The sequence below is a fragment of the Rhizorhabdus dicambivorans genome (assembly GCF_002355275.1).
In the GTDB taxonomy this organism is placed as follows: domain Bacteria; phylum Pseudomonadota; class Alphaproteobacteria; order Sphingomonadales; family Sphingomonadaceae; genus Rhizorhabdus; species Rhizorhabdus dicambivorans.
Window position 1 is genome coordinate 2775181 of sequence record NZ_CP023449.1, and the last position, 15247, is coordinate 2790427.

Annotated in this window: 12 protein-coding genes and 1 pseudogene; 11 read left to right on the forward strand and 2 right to left on the reverse strand. The window is 63.3% G+C overall.

The window, feature by feature from the left end; genetic code table 11:
• The first annotated feature begins 127 nt into the window (after positions 1 to 127).
• The 6 genes from CMV14_RS13125 (at position 128) to CMV14_RS13150 (ending at position 5462) form a co-directional block, all read left to right on the forward strand.
• Positions 128 to 1192: a cytochrome P450 gene (locus CMV14_RS13125; RefSeq protein ID WP_202820851.1), complete on the forward strand. Its 1065-nt coding sequence runs from the start codon at positions 128 to 130 to the stop codon at positions 1190 to 1192.
• 37 nt (positions 1193 to 1229) lie between these two features.
• The gene (locus CMV14_RS13130; protein WP_066967576.1) at positions 1230 to 2282 is read left to right on the forward strand and encodes a cupin domain-containing protein; all 1053 of its coding nucleotides are present in this window, start codon (positions 1230 to 1232) and stop codon (positions 2280 to 2282) included.
• Between the two features lie 45 nt (positions 2283 to 2327).
• Positions 2328 to 3077 carry a helix-turn-helix transcriptional regulator gene (locus tag CMV14_RS13135; RefSeq protein WP_238147031.1) on the forward strand — a complete coding sequence of 250 codons (750 nt, stop codon included), beginning with the start codon at positions 2328 to 2330 and terminating at the stop codon, positions 3075 to 3077.
• A gap of 69 nt (positions 3078 to 3146) precedes the next feature.
• A complete protein-coding gene (locus CMV14_RS13140) occupies positions 3147 to 3752 on the forward strand; it encodes an acyl-homoserine-lactone synthase (RefSeq protein WP_066967571.1) in 606 nt (201 codons plus the stop codon).
• On the forward strand, positions 3749 to 4615 hold the full coding sequence (locus CMV14_RS13145) for a phytanoyl-CoA dioxygenase family protein (RefSeq protein WP_066967568.1): 867 nt from the start codon (positions 3749 to 3751) through the stop codon (positions 4613 to 4615). Before CMV14_RS13140 ends, CMV14_RS13145 begins: the two co-directional genes overlap by 4 nt.
• Positions 4616 to 4640: 25 nt before the next feature.
• Positions 4641 to 5462: a DUF2285 domain-containing protein gene (locus tag CMV14_RS13150; RefSeq protein WP_083216048.1), complete on the forward strand. Its 822-nt coding sequence runs from the start codon at positions 4641 to 4643 to the stop codon at positions 5460 to 5462.
• On the opposite strand, the gene relB is transcribed toward CMV14_RS13150, so the two are convergent.
• The gene (gene relB / locus CMV14_RS13155) at positions 5425 to 5682 is read right to left on the reverse strand and encodes a type II toxin-antitoxin system RelB family anti-toxin (RefSeq protein WP_066967565.1); all 258 of its coding nucleotides are present in this window, start codon (positions 5680 to 5682) and stop codon (positions 5425 to 5427) included. The two genes, CMV14_RS13150 and relB, sit on opposite strands and share 38 nt — an antisense overlap.
• Before the next feature lie 70 nt (positions 5683 to 5752).
• Here relB and CMV14_RS13160 point away from each other — a divergent pair, with 70 nt between their 5' ends.
• The gene (locus tag CMV14_RS13160) at positions 5753 to 6019 is read left to right on the forward strand and encodes a hypothetical protein (protein WP_331251121.1); all 267 of its coding nucleotides are present in this window, start codon (positions 5753 to 5755) and stop codon (positions 6017 to 6019) included.
• 162 nt (positions 6020 to 6181) lie between these two features.
• Here CMV14_RS13160 and ltrA read toward each other — a convergent pair whose 3' ends face one another.
• Positions 6182 to 8047: a group II intron reverse transcriptase/maturase gene (gene ltrA, locus CMV14_RS13165; RefSeq protein ID WP_066970370.1), complete on the reverse strand. Its 1866-nt coding sequence runs from the start codon at positions 8045 to 8047 to the stop codon at positions 6182 to 6184.
• An 894-nt stretch (positions 8048 to 8941) separates the two neighbouring features.
• Between ltrA and CMV14_RS13170 the strand changes: the two are divergent.
• From CMV14_RS13170 to CMV14_RS13185, 4 genes and pseudogenes are all read left to right on the forward strand, one after another.
• Positions 8942 to 9733 (forward strand): annotated as a pseudogene (locus tag CMV14_RS13170) (ArdC family protein); the annotation flags it as partial.
• A 163-nt stretch (positions 9734 to 9896) separates the two neighbouring features.
• Entirely contained in the window at positions 9897 to 11246 is a 1350-nt protein-coding gene (locus tag CMV14_RS13175; RefSeq protein WP_096367745.1) for a tyrosine-type recombinase/integrase, read from the forward strand.
• Positions 11243 to 13030, forward strand: coding sequence for a hypothetical protein (locus CMV14_RS13180; protein WP_066970282.1), 1788 nt, complete (start codon positions 11243 to 11245; stop codon positions 13028 to 13030). Before CMV14_RS13175 ends, CMV14_RS13180 begins: the two co-directional genes overlap by 4 nt.
• On the forward strand, positions 13027 to 15189 hold the full coding sequence (locus tag CMV14_RS13185; protein ID WP_066970285.1) for an integrase: 2163 nt from the start codon (positions 13027 to 13029) through the stop codon (positions 15187 to 15189). The genes CMV14_RS13180 and CMV14_RS13185 overlap by 4 nt, the downstream gene beginning before the upstream one ends.
• Positions 15190 to 15247 lie beyond the last annotated feature (58 nt).

Sequence of the window (15247 nt, forward strand, 5' to 3'; positions counted from 1 at the left end):
CATCAACATATTTGCCCTGCCCGATAGTTATTTCGCGGACCCGACGCCGTGGTTCAAGAAGCTGAGGGACGAAGACCCGATCCATCAGAATGCCGATGGCAGCCTGCTGCTGACGCGCTATGGCGACGTGAAGGCACTCTGGCGCGACCTGACCGGCCTTGTCGACAAGCGCGAGCAGTTCGAGCGCCGCTTCGGCAATGGTCCGGTGTTCCAGCATCATACGTCCGGTATGCTGTTCCGCGATCCGCCGGCTCATGACCGCCTGCGCCACATCGTGAACCCGTTCTTCACGCAATCTTCTATCGAACGCCTGTCAGCTTATATCGACACCCGCGTTGACGAACTGCTGGCCAATGCCACCGAGATGCGAGAGCTGGATTTCGTCAAGGATTTCGCCTTCGGCCTGCCGATCTCGGTGATCTGCCGTATTTTGGGAGTGCCGAACGAGGATGGCTACTACCTCCACACATTGGGGGCGAAGATCCTTTTCGTACTCAACCCCCATGTGTCGCAGGACGATATCGATGCGGGCCATGCCGCGACGACGCAGTTCATGGACTACCTGCGGCCGTTCATCCATTTAGCACGCGCCCGTCCCGACCTCGATCCGACCGACAACATCATCTCGGCCATGGTGTATGCCGAGAAGCAGGGTGACGAAATCTCGGAAGACGAGATCCTGCATATGTGCATCCTCATGCTCAATGGTGGGCATGAAACGACGACCAACCTCATGGGCGTTGGCCTCAACGGGCTGCTCGATCATCCCGATCAGATCAGCCGATGGCGCGATCAACCCGAACTGCTTCCCTTCGCGATCGAGGAACTGATCCGTTTCGTCTCTCCTTTGCAGTTGCAGGGCCGCCGCACGACCCGCGAGGTGAAGGTGCCCAGCGGCGTAATCCCCGCCGACACCGAGGTCGTCATCAGCCCGGCCGCGGCGAACCGGGACGAACGTGTTTTCGACAATCCCGATGGGCTGGATATTGGCCGTAAGCCAAATGCACATCTGGCATTCGGCGCGGGTATCCACGTCTGCATCGGCCGCCCCCTGGCGCGCCTGGAGGCCAGCATCGCCCTGCCAAAAATTCTCAAGCACTTCTCGCGCATCGAACGCAGTGGGACGCCCGAGTTCAACCGCAACGCCCGTTTTCGCGGCCTCGCGCGACTGCCGGTTCGGCTCGAACCCTGAACGCGCTGCCGTTTCCACCATATTGAGGAACCACAACATGACTGCTACGTCGATCAAACACGCCCCGTCTGACGTTGAGGAAGTGCGGCAGGCGTTCTACAAAGATATCGCCAGGGACGACCTTGCGGCGCTCTGGAACGTCATGGGTAATTTCGTAAAGCCGGAGCCTGATGGGCCGGCGAAACCAGCCCTTTGGAATTACTCCGTGGTGCGTGAGCACCTGCGGACTGCGGGCGAGCTTATCACGGCAGAGGAAGCGGAGCGTCGCGTCCTTATCCTCCAAAATCCGGGCCTTCCGGGATCATCGCTTATCACGCGCAGTCTCTTCGCAGCACTTCAGCTCGTCCGGCCCGGGGAGATAGCTCCGTGTCACCGTCATAGCCAAAACGCACTGCGTCTCATCATCGAGGGAGGGGGCGCGTTCACCGCTGTCAACGGCGAGAAGGTTTATATGGAGCCGTTTGATCTGATCCTGACCCCGGCGATGCACTGGCACGATCATGGCAATACTACCGAACAGGACGTGGTCTGGCTCGATGGCCTCGATCTCGGTATTGTTCAGCTTTTCGAGGCGAGCTTCGCCAATCATTTCGACGGGAAAGTCCATCCGGAGACTCGTCCGGCCGGCGATGGCTTCGTGCGTTTTGGCAATCACGCGCGTCCGTTGACGGGAATTTCGGACTACGACACCACCCGCTACGGCCTCTATCATTATCCCTATAAGCAGTGGTGTGCGACACTCGAACAGATGCGCAGTGACGCACCGGACCCGCGCCATGCTCACATGATTGAATTTACTAACCCTACCGATGGTGGGCCGGTTCTCGACACCATCTCCTGCTTCGCGCAACTGGTGCCGGGCGGGATGTCAACAAAGTCAGCGCGCTCTTCCGACGGTATGGTCGGCACCGTGGTCTCTGGCAGTGGGGCGGCGATTATCAGTGGCGAACGCTTCAAACTTACCGAGAAGGACATGTTCATTGTGCCATCCTGGATGCCTCTTGAACTAAAGGCCGAAGCAGATCTGACTATATTCTGGTTTTCGGACCGGGCAGCTCAGAAGAAACTGGGCCTTTGGCGTAGCGCGTGAATTAGGTAGCCGAAATATTTTATCGGGATGGGCGGTGCTGGCAGCATGTTCCATCTGGCCGATGATTTCATCAGGGAAGTGCGGGCCTTGCAGCAATTGGCAGGCCTGCCTTTCGTGATGCACGCGATTACTCATGAACTTGGTTTCCGTTTCTTCGCGCTCATACATCACGATGAGCTGGAGCCCGCGAAGAGTGGCACCATTGATGTCTCCGAATATCCCGATGCCGTGAGGGAGCGTCTTTTCCGTCAGCGCCTGTTTCGTCGCGATCCGATCATCAGGGCTTGTATTTTCGCCGATGGTGCCTTTCTCTGGTCAGAGCTTCCAAACATCATAAAGCTGGATCGCCATGATAGAAAAAGCCTCGATCATGGCCGGACAGTAGGATTGAACGAGGGAATAACCGTTCCTTTCGTCAGGATCGGTGAACGTATTGGCTCATGCACCCTCGCGGGCATAAAGCAGCCCGACCATGCGGGCCGGTACCTGGGCCTGGTACAACTTATCGGCATCTTCGCATTTCAAGCAGCGCGTCGTCTGACACGGTCGCAACTGTCGCTTCCTGCTGATCCTCCCCGTCTGCATCCCCGTCCGCGCGATTGTGTTGTGCTTGCGGGTCGGGGCTATTCGAATAAGCGGATTGCCCGCGCCCTCGACCTGACACCGCGCACCGTCGACAGCTATCTGACTGAAGCCCGGCGTCTCTTTGACGCTCATGATCGTACCGAACTGGTCGTCAGCGCCGTCCTCGCGGGAGAGGTCGATCTCCACGAGCTGCGACGTCAACCCGAGTAATTGCTCGGTCTATTTTGGGTGCGCTCCGGCTGCTCCTTTCGTGCGTGAAAACCACGAACGGAGATCCCCATGATCCATGTCATCGATAACCATCTGGCGGCGGATTGCCGCGCTCTGCTCCAGTCCATGTTCGCAGACCGCAAGCGGCTGTTCGTCGATCTTTTCGGTTGGGATGTGCCGGTGGTCGATGGGCAATATGAGATCGACCAGTTCGATACCGCACATGCCATCTATATCGTAATCGCGGATGGCGACGGCGAGCATGAGGCTTCACTCCGGCTGTTGCCGACTGTTCAGCCGCATATGATCGACACGGTCTTTCGTGACCTCTGCCCGATCGGCGTGCCGAGCGGCGAGGCGATATGGGAAAGCACCCGACTCTGTCTGCCACAGCGCCATGGGGCGGAACGCCGCCGCGAACTGCGCAACATGCTCATCTCCGCCATGGTTGATGTGGCATTGGAACGGGGTATCGACGGTTATACCGGCGTCCTGCCCGATCCCTTCCGCAAGGAAGTGCTGGCCATGGGCTGGCGCGCCGAGCCACTCGGTCCGGCGGTGCGCATGCCCGGTGGCCCGGTCGGAGCCTTCATGGTGCATATCGGCGCTGATACGCCCGTGCGTCTCGGCTGGACCGGCACCTATGTTGATCAGGCCCGGGAGATGGCGGCATGAGCGCGCTGGCCGATCGCCATGCGGCGCAGCTTTATCGTGAGGGCTGGTGTGCCATTGAGGGTGCGCTCGGTGGCGACGTGATCCGGGCGCTGGAAGCGGATCTCGAACCGGCATTCGCGGCGACGCCGCTTTGCCAGGGTGCATTCTATGGCGCCCGGACCCGCCGCTTCGGCGGATTGCTGGCGCGGTCGCCGTATGCGGCGCAACTTGTCATGCATCCGCTGATTCTTGAGGTGGTTGAGCGCATGCTGCTGCCTTGGTGCGAGCGGATCGCCCTCAACCTCACCCAGGCGATCGAGATCCATCACGGCGCATTGCCGCAACTGCCACATCGCGATCAGGATATGTGGCAGGGGCCGAAAGGATCGGTCGAATATCTGGTCAATGTCATGTGGCCGCTGACGGCTTTCACTGACGACAATGGCGGCACCCGCCTCTGGCAGGGCAGCCATCTCGATCAGGATGTCGCACTGCTTCCCGAAGAGGAGGCGATCGTGCCTTCGGTGTCGCCGGGCGACGCGCTGATCTTTCTCGGATCGACGCTGCATGGCGGCGGCGGCAACAGGAGCAGCGCTCCCCGGCGCGGTATCATCATCAGCTACTGCCTCGGCTGGCTGAAGCCGTTCGAACTGCAATGGCTGGTCTATCCGCCCGCCATGGCACGGCACTTCTCGCCGGAACTGGCCAGTCTTGTCGGCTATGCCCAGCACCGGCCCAATCTGGGCAATGTCGAGGGCCAATGCCCGTCGATTCTCCTGCGAGATGATGTTCCGACCTTCATCCCGGCGATCGATGCACTGCGGCCCGACCAGATCGAGGCCGCCGCGGTCTTTGTCAGGGCGCAGATGGGCGAGATGGGCTGAGGCACGGTAGAACGGGCCATTTGCGATGGCGGGTGTCCCGCATCGCATCCGGCCCGACGCCAGTGATTATGAACATCTGGCATCGGTCGATGTGTCCGGTCTGGCATGGGAATGGCTGCGCCGCGATCCGGCCTATTGCCAGATGGAGCCTGCTCGACGCTGGTCCACGCCCGAGGGCGTGACGGTCATCGAAGCAGCACCGCTTGCCGTCGTCGCAAGATGGGGATGCCTTCATATCGGCGATCCCCATCTGCGGTCTTCTGACTGTTCGATGCTTTGGGGTGCGCGGATGGATCCGTCCGTGCTCAGGGTCGATGCCGTTCCATTGCATGCATCCGATGAGGCCACATCATTCGCTCTGCGACGATGGTCATCGCGGGCGACGGTCGTGAAGCAGCCGACAGGCGGGGAGAACCTGTTGCTGCGCGATGGGCTGCATTCTCTCCGTCTGGACATCATGTCAGGCTCATTGCTTGATGGGCCAGTCGCCCTGCGGTTCGATATCCATCGCGCAGATTCAGTCGATCCGATGATCGATACGTTGCGGCGGTTCCTGCATTTTCAGCGTACCGGGGCCATCCCACCGCAACGCCGTTCGCGCGTTCGGCATCATCAGCGCGCGATTCTGGCGCTGCGCGTCCATGACGCGCTGGTGCAAGGGGCCAGTATCCGGGATGTCGGGATCACGCTTTTCGGCATCGGCAGGGTTGAGGCCGAGTGGGAGGCATCCGGCGAATCCCTCAAATCGGCCTGTCGGCGGCTTATTGCCCTAGCCCGATCCATGGTATCAGGGGGCTATTTATCTTTACTTACTCGTCGCTCTGCGATGTTGGCGAGGCCCGAATAGGCTTGGGCGGACGACCTTCTTGAAACAGCGAAGCTGGTCCGACTTCGAGCGCCTTATATAGCCGGTCGAAGGTTCCAAATGTCAGATTTTGACGCCCATTTTCGATTGCGCTGTAATGGGAGTGGCTGACACCCATGCGCGCCGCGACCTCTTCCTGCGTGAGGCCAGCCTCACGGCGTATCCAATAGCAGTTGGTGCCGACAAGCTCGAACAGGTTCATCTGAACCGTAGAGCCTTTCGTCTATTTTGATAGTACGCATTATAATGTACGAAGGATGGCGAGACTGAAATTGGATCTGGTCATGCCGAGCCCTTCAACATTTGCCCCGGTGGATGCTTCCGCCACCGAATATGACCGGGATAATCTCGCACTCTACGCGGCTCTGCTCGATGCGGCGGATGCCGGAAAAGACTGGCAGGTCGCGGCGTCCAGCCTGATGGGCATCGACATCACCGACCCCAGGGCAGAGGCTTGCTGGCGATCCCATCTGGACCGGGCGCGCTGGATCATCAATGAGGGCCTTGGGTCCGCCATATCCACCTTCGGCGTGAAGTGACCATGGCATAAGGCACTGGCGCCTCGCGGCATGCCGCGACCGCGCTCTATGCTCCTGCCTGTCGGCCTTCGCACCCAGCCCCTGCGGGTCTCCGTAGGGTCGACGCGGAACGCCTCTTTCGAGGACGTTCCAGCGCCTCCCCCCGAACCGTGCTTGCACCTTTCAATGCACACGGCTCTCCATTCCGCTGGTCAACCGGCCGCCGTGGAGGTGGACGTGGCATGAGCGACACAGAACGACAGTTACGCGCCGCCGAGCCGATTGTTTCCACGCCGTCATCGGGCCGCGCCGCTTGTCCTTCAGTCTGTTGGGATGATGCGCTTCGAACGGGCCATCAACATCGCCGCAGCTCTCGCATTCGCGGGCGCTGAGGCGTGTGATGATGTCGTTCGTGCTCAACGCAAGGCGTGAGCCGACAGTGGTGTTATCCACGACCGACTGTTGCCAAGGCCGAGCGTTCAAGTGCTTCAACCGCCAGAGCATCTGGACCCGCAGTTCACCCCGTACCATGGTTTTCACGCCATAGTCCGTCCCCAGTTTCAGATTTGCCATGGCTCGCGCCCGCGTTATGCGCTGCCGCGACGCGATGGTCGCCAGTAGGCTCCTGAACATGACGAGTTCAAGGCCGTTGAGCGAGCTTTTCACGCCGTCGGCGATCGCATAATAATTGGCGAGGCCACGTAGCTCTGAGTTGTAGGCAATGACCATTTCCGCGACACTGGAGTCGAGGAACTGCGGACGTACCCGGCCATTCCTCAAGTCGAGGTTGCCGAGTTTCTTACGCCTGCAGAACCCATAGACCCGCGACCTCGGCACCCACAGCTTGATATTGCCCCGCGTTGGTCGGCGACGGACACGACGTGATCCGCCACCGACCTTCGGACGCCCTGCCATTGATCCGGCAGACCGCAACGTGAAGGCGCAAACGTGGAAGCCAAGGAACGGCGATCCCTTCGATGCATCACTGACCCGTGTTTTTTCCGGTGACACCTCAAGGTTGAGCCGATCACGAAGGAACGCTTCGATTTCAGCCCTGATCCTTTTTGCATCAGCCTTGCTGCCGATTACACCGACGAGGAAGTCGTCGGCGTAGCGACAATAGCGCAGGCGCCGGAAGTTGGGGTCCATTGGATCGACAGACGAACATGCCTGCCTTTCCTTCGTGACTGCCTTGATCCGCTTCAACAGATTGCGGACCTCGGCATCGTCCGCGCCACCGGCGCGGAGGGCATCGATCTCGGCACGATAATCGGCGATCTGGCGAGATAGACGCGTATAGGCAGGATTTGCCCTACGCGTTTTTCCCTGATCGAAGCCGACCCGCATTTCCTCCATGAACTCATCAAGCTCATGGAGATATATGTTGGCCAGCAAGGGCGAGATTACGCCGCCCTGAGGGGTGCCGCTATAGGTCCGCTCGAACATCCAGTCGTCCATGACGCCCGCCTTCAACATCCGTTCTATCAGACCGATGAACCGAGGATCATCGATGCGTTTCGAGAGAAGCCTGAGCAGGATGTCATGATCGATGTTGTCGAAGAACCCGCGAACATCCACCTCGATCAGCCATTTCATGCCTGTCCAGGTATTACGGATCTCTTCGAGCGCCGTGTGACACGAGCGTCCCGTGCGGAACCCATGGCTATGTTTTGAGAACACAGGATCATAGATTTGCGCGAGGACGATTCGAGCCGCTTCCTGAACAATGCGATCATCGACCGTAGGGATGCCCAATGGGCGCATTTTGCCATTGCCCTTGGGGATATAGACCCGTCTGACCGGTCGGGGGCGGTATGTGCCATCGGCCACCTGCCGGGCGAGATTGGCTAACCTCTCAAGCGTCATGCCGTCGAAGCTTTGCCCGTCAACGCCCGGTGTCGCGGCACCCCGGTTCCGGGATACTTTGACATAGGCCCGTTCATAGAGATGCGACGATCTCAACAGACGGTGAAGACCATTGACCCGCTTTCCCGCCCGCGACAGGGCCGGAAGAGTTTCGAGCCTTCTCAGGATAATAGCGGTCTGCATCAGCAGTTCCTTTCCATCGATTGGTCGAGTTACGCAGAACTGCCGTCCTTCCCCCGTACCGGGCGAATTTTACGGGCGATCACTCGCCGCTTGTACCGCTGGTCCGTCCACCTCGCGGTGGCTGTCCCGGCCATTACACCGGGCATTTGAGTACTATGACGGCTCCGTCGCCATGCAGGTCCGATACGCTGGCCTGTTTAGGCGATCCCGTAGTTGCACGAGGAGGAGTCGCGATGCGTTTAGGTGCCCCGTTCGTTTCCTTGATCCCCTGACCGGGGCCGCGCCGTGCAGACTGGCGGCGATTCGCTAGGCCGCGCTCCTCGCCCTGCACGAAATGGCGTGTCATCCGCGTTCGCCATCGCTCACCTATTAACCGCTGGAAACTGGGATTCAGACAATCCAGTCTTCACCATGCGCACCTTGCCCGGAGGTCAACCGCCCGACTGCGGAGTCAGGCTTCGATCCCTTCACCGACATGCTATGGTCCCGTTTCCCTTTCGGAATCTCAGCCGGCTCATCACCGGCACCGGTAAGTCGGTCAGGCAGAAACTGTGCCAGTAAGTTTCGTTCGGTAGAACACTCCTTTCTTCTCGCGCCACAACGGCGCACGCCTTACGGTCACGATCACTGGCGCATGTCCCGGACCTGCTGTCCGGAACGCTTATGGTCGCCGCTGTTCGCGGCGGCGCTGGTCTTGCCTCTCCCGGTAAAGCGGGAATGGGCAGCGCTCCCTCCTGGACCCGACGCGGTTGCCAGCAACCCTCTGCGAGGGTGCTCCATTTCATTACGCCCTGACGGTGCAGGCCCCCGCCTGTTCGTGTCCTTCCAGTCGCATCTCGCCGCCCACCCCCGCTTCCGGGGAGGCTTTGTTTTTGGGCGGGATGGAGGATCGATATGTCCTGTAAGACTGACCGTAGTGCCCGTGGAAAGGGTGGTGCAGCCAAAGACGCGCCCGAGCGCGCCAATCTCTATGACGAGGTGACGGCCCGGATCATCAGTGAACTTGAGGGCGGACGCCTGCCATGGGTTCAGCCATGGAGTGCCGCCGCCTGTCCCGTGCCCGGCCTGCCGCGCAATGTCCTGACCGGGCGCTGCTATTCTGGCGTGAATGTCCTGATCCTGTGGATGGAAGTCATCGCGCGCGGCTATGCCTCGCAGGGCTGGCTCACCTTCCGGCAGGCGCAGGAGGCCGGCGGATGCGTCCGTAAGGGCGAGCGGGGAACAACCGTGGTCTATGCCGACCGCTTCACCCCCGAGGCGGAAAAGGCCCGCGCCCGCGAGAGCGGTGAGGATGCCAGGACGGTTCCGTTTTTGAAGCGGTTCACCGTCTTCAATGTCGGCCAGTGCGAGGGGTTGCGTCCCGATCTTGCCCCGGAGCCCGTTGCGCTGCCCGAACGAGAGATCGTGCCCGTCGCCGAGGAAGTGATCGCCGCCAGCGGGGTGGATTTCCGGGTCGGGGGCGACAAGGCCTTCTATGTCCCCAGCCTCGACTATGTGCAGGTGCCGCCGCAGCCCGCCTTTTTCGAGCAGGTCAATTACTACCGGACCTGCCTGCATGAACTGACCCACGCAACCGGGCATCCCTCCCGTCTCAATCGCGACATGACCAATGGCTTTGGCAGCAAGGACTATGCCCGCGAGGAACTGATCGCCTTATCTGGACAGTCTGCGCCGCTCGCAACTTTGCAGTAAGGTCGGCGATGGACGCCCACGGTAGGCAGTAATCAGGCTGGCCGTAGCGCTGACCCAAGAGCTGGCGGAGGCCAGCCTGATTGCTGCCGGGTCATAGTGCGCAACGGTGTGAAGGTCAGCTTCCCGGTGGGGGGGCCGGGGGGAGGGCTTCGCGCCGGTGTCGATCATTACTGTTTGCGAGCGCCGCGAGGCCAGGGGCCTCGATGCGCATGTGCCGCTGATCCTGCGCGGCGACGCGCTCTATGATCCCGATCTGGATCGCTTCTTTCTCGACCTGCCGTTGTCGGGCGTCCGCTCGCGGCACTCGCTTCGCGCCTATGCCTATGATGTCGTTGTCTGGCTTCGCTTTCTCGATGCCTGCGGCAAGACCGTGTGGGCTGCGACCCGCGACGATGTCGACGCCTATCATCGTGAGCGACGCCGCGACGAGGCCGATCACCGGATAACGGCCGCAAGCTGGAACCGCGCCGTCGCCAGTCTCGATCGCCTTTACCGATGGGGTGAGCAGCACGGGCTGATCACCGACGCGCCGTTCAGCCGCCGCGCCGTGTGGCGACCGGCGCATGGTGGCCGTCGCGGCATGATCGCGGCGCGCAATGACGCCTATGAACGTGTTGCCAGGCGATCAGATGTGCGGTTCGTCACGATGGACGACTACCGTATTTTCCGCGAGGTCGGCCTGCGCGGCCTTACCCCTGACGGCACCGAGCGCCCCGGCGCGCGCGACCGGAACGGGCTGCGCAACGCGCTGTTTGCCGATCTTCTCGTCACCACCGGCCTGCGCCTCGAAGAGGCGTCGGGCCTGCTCGCCGCCGAGCTCGCGGCGATCGACCGCGAGGACGGCGATGCCCAACAACTTTGGCTGCCTCTCCCGCCACCGCTGACCAAGGGCGACCGGGGACGCAGCGTCCTGCTCCCGCGTCGGCTGCTTCGTCAGATTGCCGCTTACGTCGCCGTCGAGCGCGCAGCGGGCGTGGCCAAGTTCGCCGCGCGAGACGGCGCGACCAAGCTCGAACGATCGATCCCTGTCACCCGCGCCGGTCTCGACCGCATGCGCGATATCTGCACCCCGGAGGAACGATGCCGCCTGATCCTGTACGACGAGGATGGATCGCCCCGCGAGCCGGCGGCGCTGTGGCTGACCGAGGTAGGGCAGCCTGTTCGGCCCAACTCGTGGGAGGTGATCTTCACCCGCGCCTGCAACCGGTGCGCGGAGAACGGCTTCCCGCTGTCGATCAACCCGCACCAGCTTCGCCACACATTCGCAGTCCATATGCTCGCCTTGCTGATCCAGCAGCGGTTGCGCGAAGCGGCATTGCCGGTCGGACCGCTGGAGAGCTATCGGCTGATCCTCGGCGACCCGCTGCAGCAGGTGCAACGCCTGCTTGGCCACGCCAGCCTCACCACCACCTATATCTACCTCGACCATATCGCGACGCGCGCCGATACGGTGGACGCGGCCGTCGAGGAGCTGCTTGCGCTGCTGCCGGGACCGCAGGGCGCATGAGCGGCCATCCCCGCAAGGGCCGGCCTGTCGCCTTCGCGCCGATCACGCCGGAGCCACAGAAGCCCGATCCGGTGCTCGGCCTCAAGTTCACCATCGAGGCGCGGCATGGCGGAACGGTCCTGGTCGATATGGCCGCACTCGATCCCCGTCCGCTCGCTATCGCCTTCGCCGGCGCGCTGCGTCGATCGGCTGCGCTCGGGGGACCGATTGGTGCGGCCAGCGTCATCAAGCAGTATGTGCAGGTCTATCGTCACTTCTTCGCCTGGCTTGGTGATGGTGCGCCGGGGGTGACCGGCGTCAACGACCTGCGTGCAGTCCATATCGATGGGTTCGCCTCCGCGCTCGAACAGCGCGGGATGGGCGCGATCCACCGGCACATATCGGTCGGCAAGATCGTCAACACATTGCGCGCGATCGAGGCAGACCGGCCCGATCGGATCGCGCCCGACCTGCATGAGCGGCTGCGCTACACGCTGGCCACATCGGCGGGCCGCTCGACCCCACGCGATGCTTATAGCCCCTTCGTCGCCCGCGCGTTGCGCGACGCCGCGAGGACCGACGTCGAAGCGATGTTCCGCCGTCTCGGTGCCGACGACCGCACCGATGAGGGCGACCCGGTCATCGCCAGAGCGCGGGCCGACGTCGAAGCGATCATCGCGCGGCAGGGCTTTATCGTTGCAGACCACCCGGCGCTGAAGAGCCTCTATTTCATGCGCATGCGGCGCGGATTGCCGATCAGCACGCTCATCGATGATCTGCATGGCCGCCATCACCCGCTTGCGCGCGATCTGCCGGCGCTGCTCGTGCTGCTCACGCTCGATACCGGCCTCGAGCCCGAGTGCCTGAAGACGCTGACCACAGATTGTCTCACCAACCCCCATGCCGGCACGGTGGAGCTGCGCTATCTCAAGCGCCGCGCCTGCGGCGCCGAGCACAAGAGCATGCGCGTGCGAGATGGCGGTGGGGGCACGCCTGGTGGTCTGATTCGTCGCCTGATTGAGGTCACGGCGATTGCCCGCAAGCATCTGAACGACGATCGTCTTTGGGTTTATCACAACGCTGGCGGCCTGCGGGTAGGCATCCGCCACCCGACGGAACGGATCGATGCCTGGGTAGCTCAGCACGCTATTGTCGATGACGACGGCGAGCCGCTCCACTTGCTGCTCTCGCGGCTCCGCAAGACCCACAAGGCGCTGTGGTACACCAAGACCGAGGGGCACATGACCCGCTTCGCGGTCGGCCACTCGCGCGAGGTGGCGGCGCGCCACTATGCCGATCTGCCGTCGCTCCGGCCCGTGCACGAGACGGCCGTCGCCGACGCCTTCCGCGCGGCGGTCGCCGCCGCGATGCCGACCGTGCTTCCGCCCACCGCCGAGCAGACGTTGCGCGAAGCACCCGAACAGGCCGCGCCGCTGATGCCGCCCGATACCGTGGGTCCGTTGCTCGACGGCGAACAGGATGTCTGGCTCGCAGCCTGCGCGGGCTTCCACAACAGTCCCTTCGCCGAGGCCGGATCACCCTGCGCGCAGCCCTTCTGGGGCTGCCTTGATTGCCCCAACGCCGTCATCACCGTGCGCAAGCTCCCCGCGATCCTCGCCTTCCTCGCCTTCGTCGAAGAGCAGCGGCTGAGCCTGCCCGCGACCGACTGGGCGGCCAAGTTCGGCCGCGTCCATGCCCGCATCACCGCCCAGGTCCTGCCGGCCTTCTCCGATGCCGTCATCACCGATGCGCGCCGGCAGATGGAGGGCGAACGGCTTTATCTGCCGCCGGAGGTCCGCGCATGACCATGCCCGTTCATGCCCAGGCGCCCGCTTTCGACGATCGCCCCGTGCTGGCGAGCGCGCCACTCAAGGAAGGCCATACCCGCGAGGCGCTATCGCGCGTCGGCGACCCGAGCTGGGATCTCGGTCCCGCCGTCTTCCGCGAGAACGCCCGGCGCTGCCACGTCACCGTGCATTTCCACGTGCTCGAACATGCCGATGTGCAGGCGGCGATGCGCGCCTATCTCTACGCCCGCCTCAACGCCGATCTCCCCGGCTATCGGACGAAGTTACCACCCGCCTGTATCCGCCAGGCATTCAACCGTGCCCGCCGGTTCTTCGCCTTCGCCCGCGAGCGGCTCGGACGGCTCGACGTTTCCCGTATCGATCAGCCATTGCTCGATGCCTATGCCCGTCATCTCCGTGACGATCCTGCCCGACGACCCGTCATCGTCGGCCACCTCCTCGAAGTGGTCTCAGATCTCTATTACTATCGCGACCACCTCGATAGCGGAGGCCTTGCATTCGAGCCTTGGGCCGGACAGGCGCCCGCCCGCGTTGCGGGCTACCGCCATGTCCGGGAGAACCGCACGCCGCGCTTCCCGGAAGAGGTCATCGCCGCGCTACTCGCCTGGTCGTTGCGCTACGTCACCATATTCGCGGACGATATCCTCGCCGCCCGCCGCGAGCTTGCGCGGCTCGAAGTGCGCCGGGATCGCCTTGCCGCCGCCGATGCCGGCCTTCCAGACCCTGATCGCCGGCAACGTCGCCGCACCCGCCTGAAGGCCTATTTCGGCCGCCGACGCCGCGAGGGGCGCGGCGCGCCGATCTGGGGCACCGCTCATAACGGCAAGCTGCGCGTCGACCCCAACACCGGCGCAGTGACCCCACCGATCAACGCACATCTCCTGCATCTCCATGTCGGGATCGACGTGCAGGCCGAGCCTGGCGCGCATCTTCTGCTGACAGGCGGTGAAGCGAGGTTGATCGACGCAGTGGCGGCCGAGCTGGGGGTAGAGGTCGGCGGCATGGACACGCCGATCACGATCGATCCTGACAGCGGTCGGCCGTGGCGCGAGCGCTTCGATGCGAAGACTCTCGCACACGAGGAACGGATGCTTCAAGCCGCTGCCTATATCGTGTGCGCCTACCTGACCGGCATGCGCGACTGCGAGGTGCAGGCGATGCGGCGCGGGTGTCTCTCTATCGCGCGCAGCGAGGACGGCCTGATCGAGCGCCATCGCATCCGGTCGACCATCTACAAGCGCCGGGCGGCGGTGGGCGAGGCGGCGAGCTGGGTGACGATCGAGCCGGTCGCCGCCGCGATCATGGTGCTCGAACGCCTGTCGGCAGGGCCGGCGCGCGCCAGCGGCAGCGATACGCTCTGGCCGGTGCTGCGCGCGAGCGCCGTCTCCAAGACGCATCTGTCGAGCGAGGTGGTCCGCCAGCTCAACACCTTCCGCGACCACCTCAACAGCGCCTTCGGCACCCCCGATGAGCCGGTCATCCCGCCCGGACCCGATGGCAAGCCGTGGCGCATCACGACGCGGCAGTTCCGGCGCACGATCGCGTGGCACATCGCCAACCGTCCGTTCGGCACCATCGCCGGCATGATCCAGTACAAGCACGCCTCGGTCGCCGCGTTCGAAGGCTATGCCGGGACCAGCGCATCAGGGTTTCGCGCCGAGGTCGAGGCGCAGCGTCGGCTCGGTCAGATTGACGATCTGCTGGACTATTTCGACCGGCGTCAGGGCGGCGCATCGCTCGGTGGACCGGCGGGACCGCGCATCGCGCGGACGCTCGACGATGCCGCCGTCAGACAAGGGCCTTTGCCCGCCATGATCGCCGATCGCGCCCGCCTGCGCGTCATGCTCGCCAGCGTCGCGCGCACCTTCCATGTCGGCCCGCTCGCGGATTGCTTCTTCGATCCCGCGACCGCGCTCTGCCTCAAGCGCGTGACGACCCCCGATCCGGCAGGGCCGCTCACTGCCCTGTGCGAGCCGACCCGCTGTCCCAACGCCTGCATCACCGCCCGCCACAGGCCGGCCTGGGAACGCGCGGCGGCCGATGCCAGGGCGCACTTACGCGAACGGCGCATCTCCGATCTCCAGCGTCAGGCTCTCCAGCGCGAGCTGGATCGCCTGAGCGTGGTGATTGCCGGGATCGACCCTCCCGCGCCGTAGACCACCCCGGTTGTTGGCGGAGTCCTGCGCCGGTCGGCGCGCCCGCGCAACGGCTTCG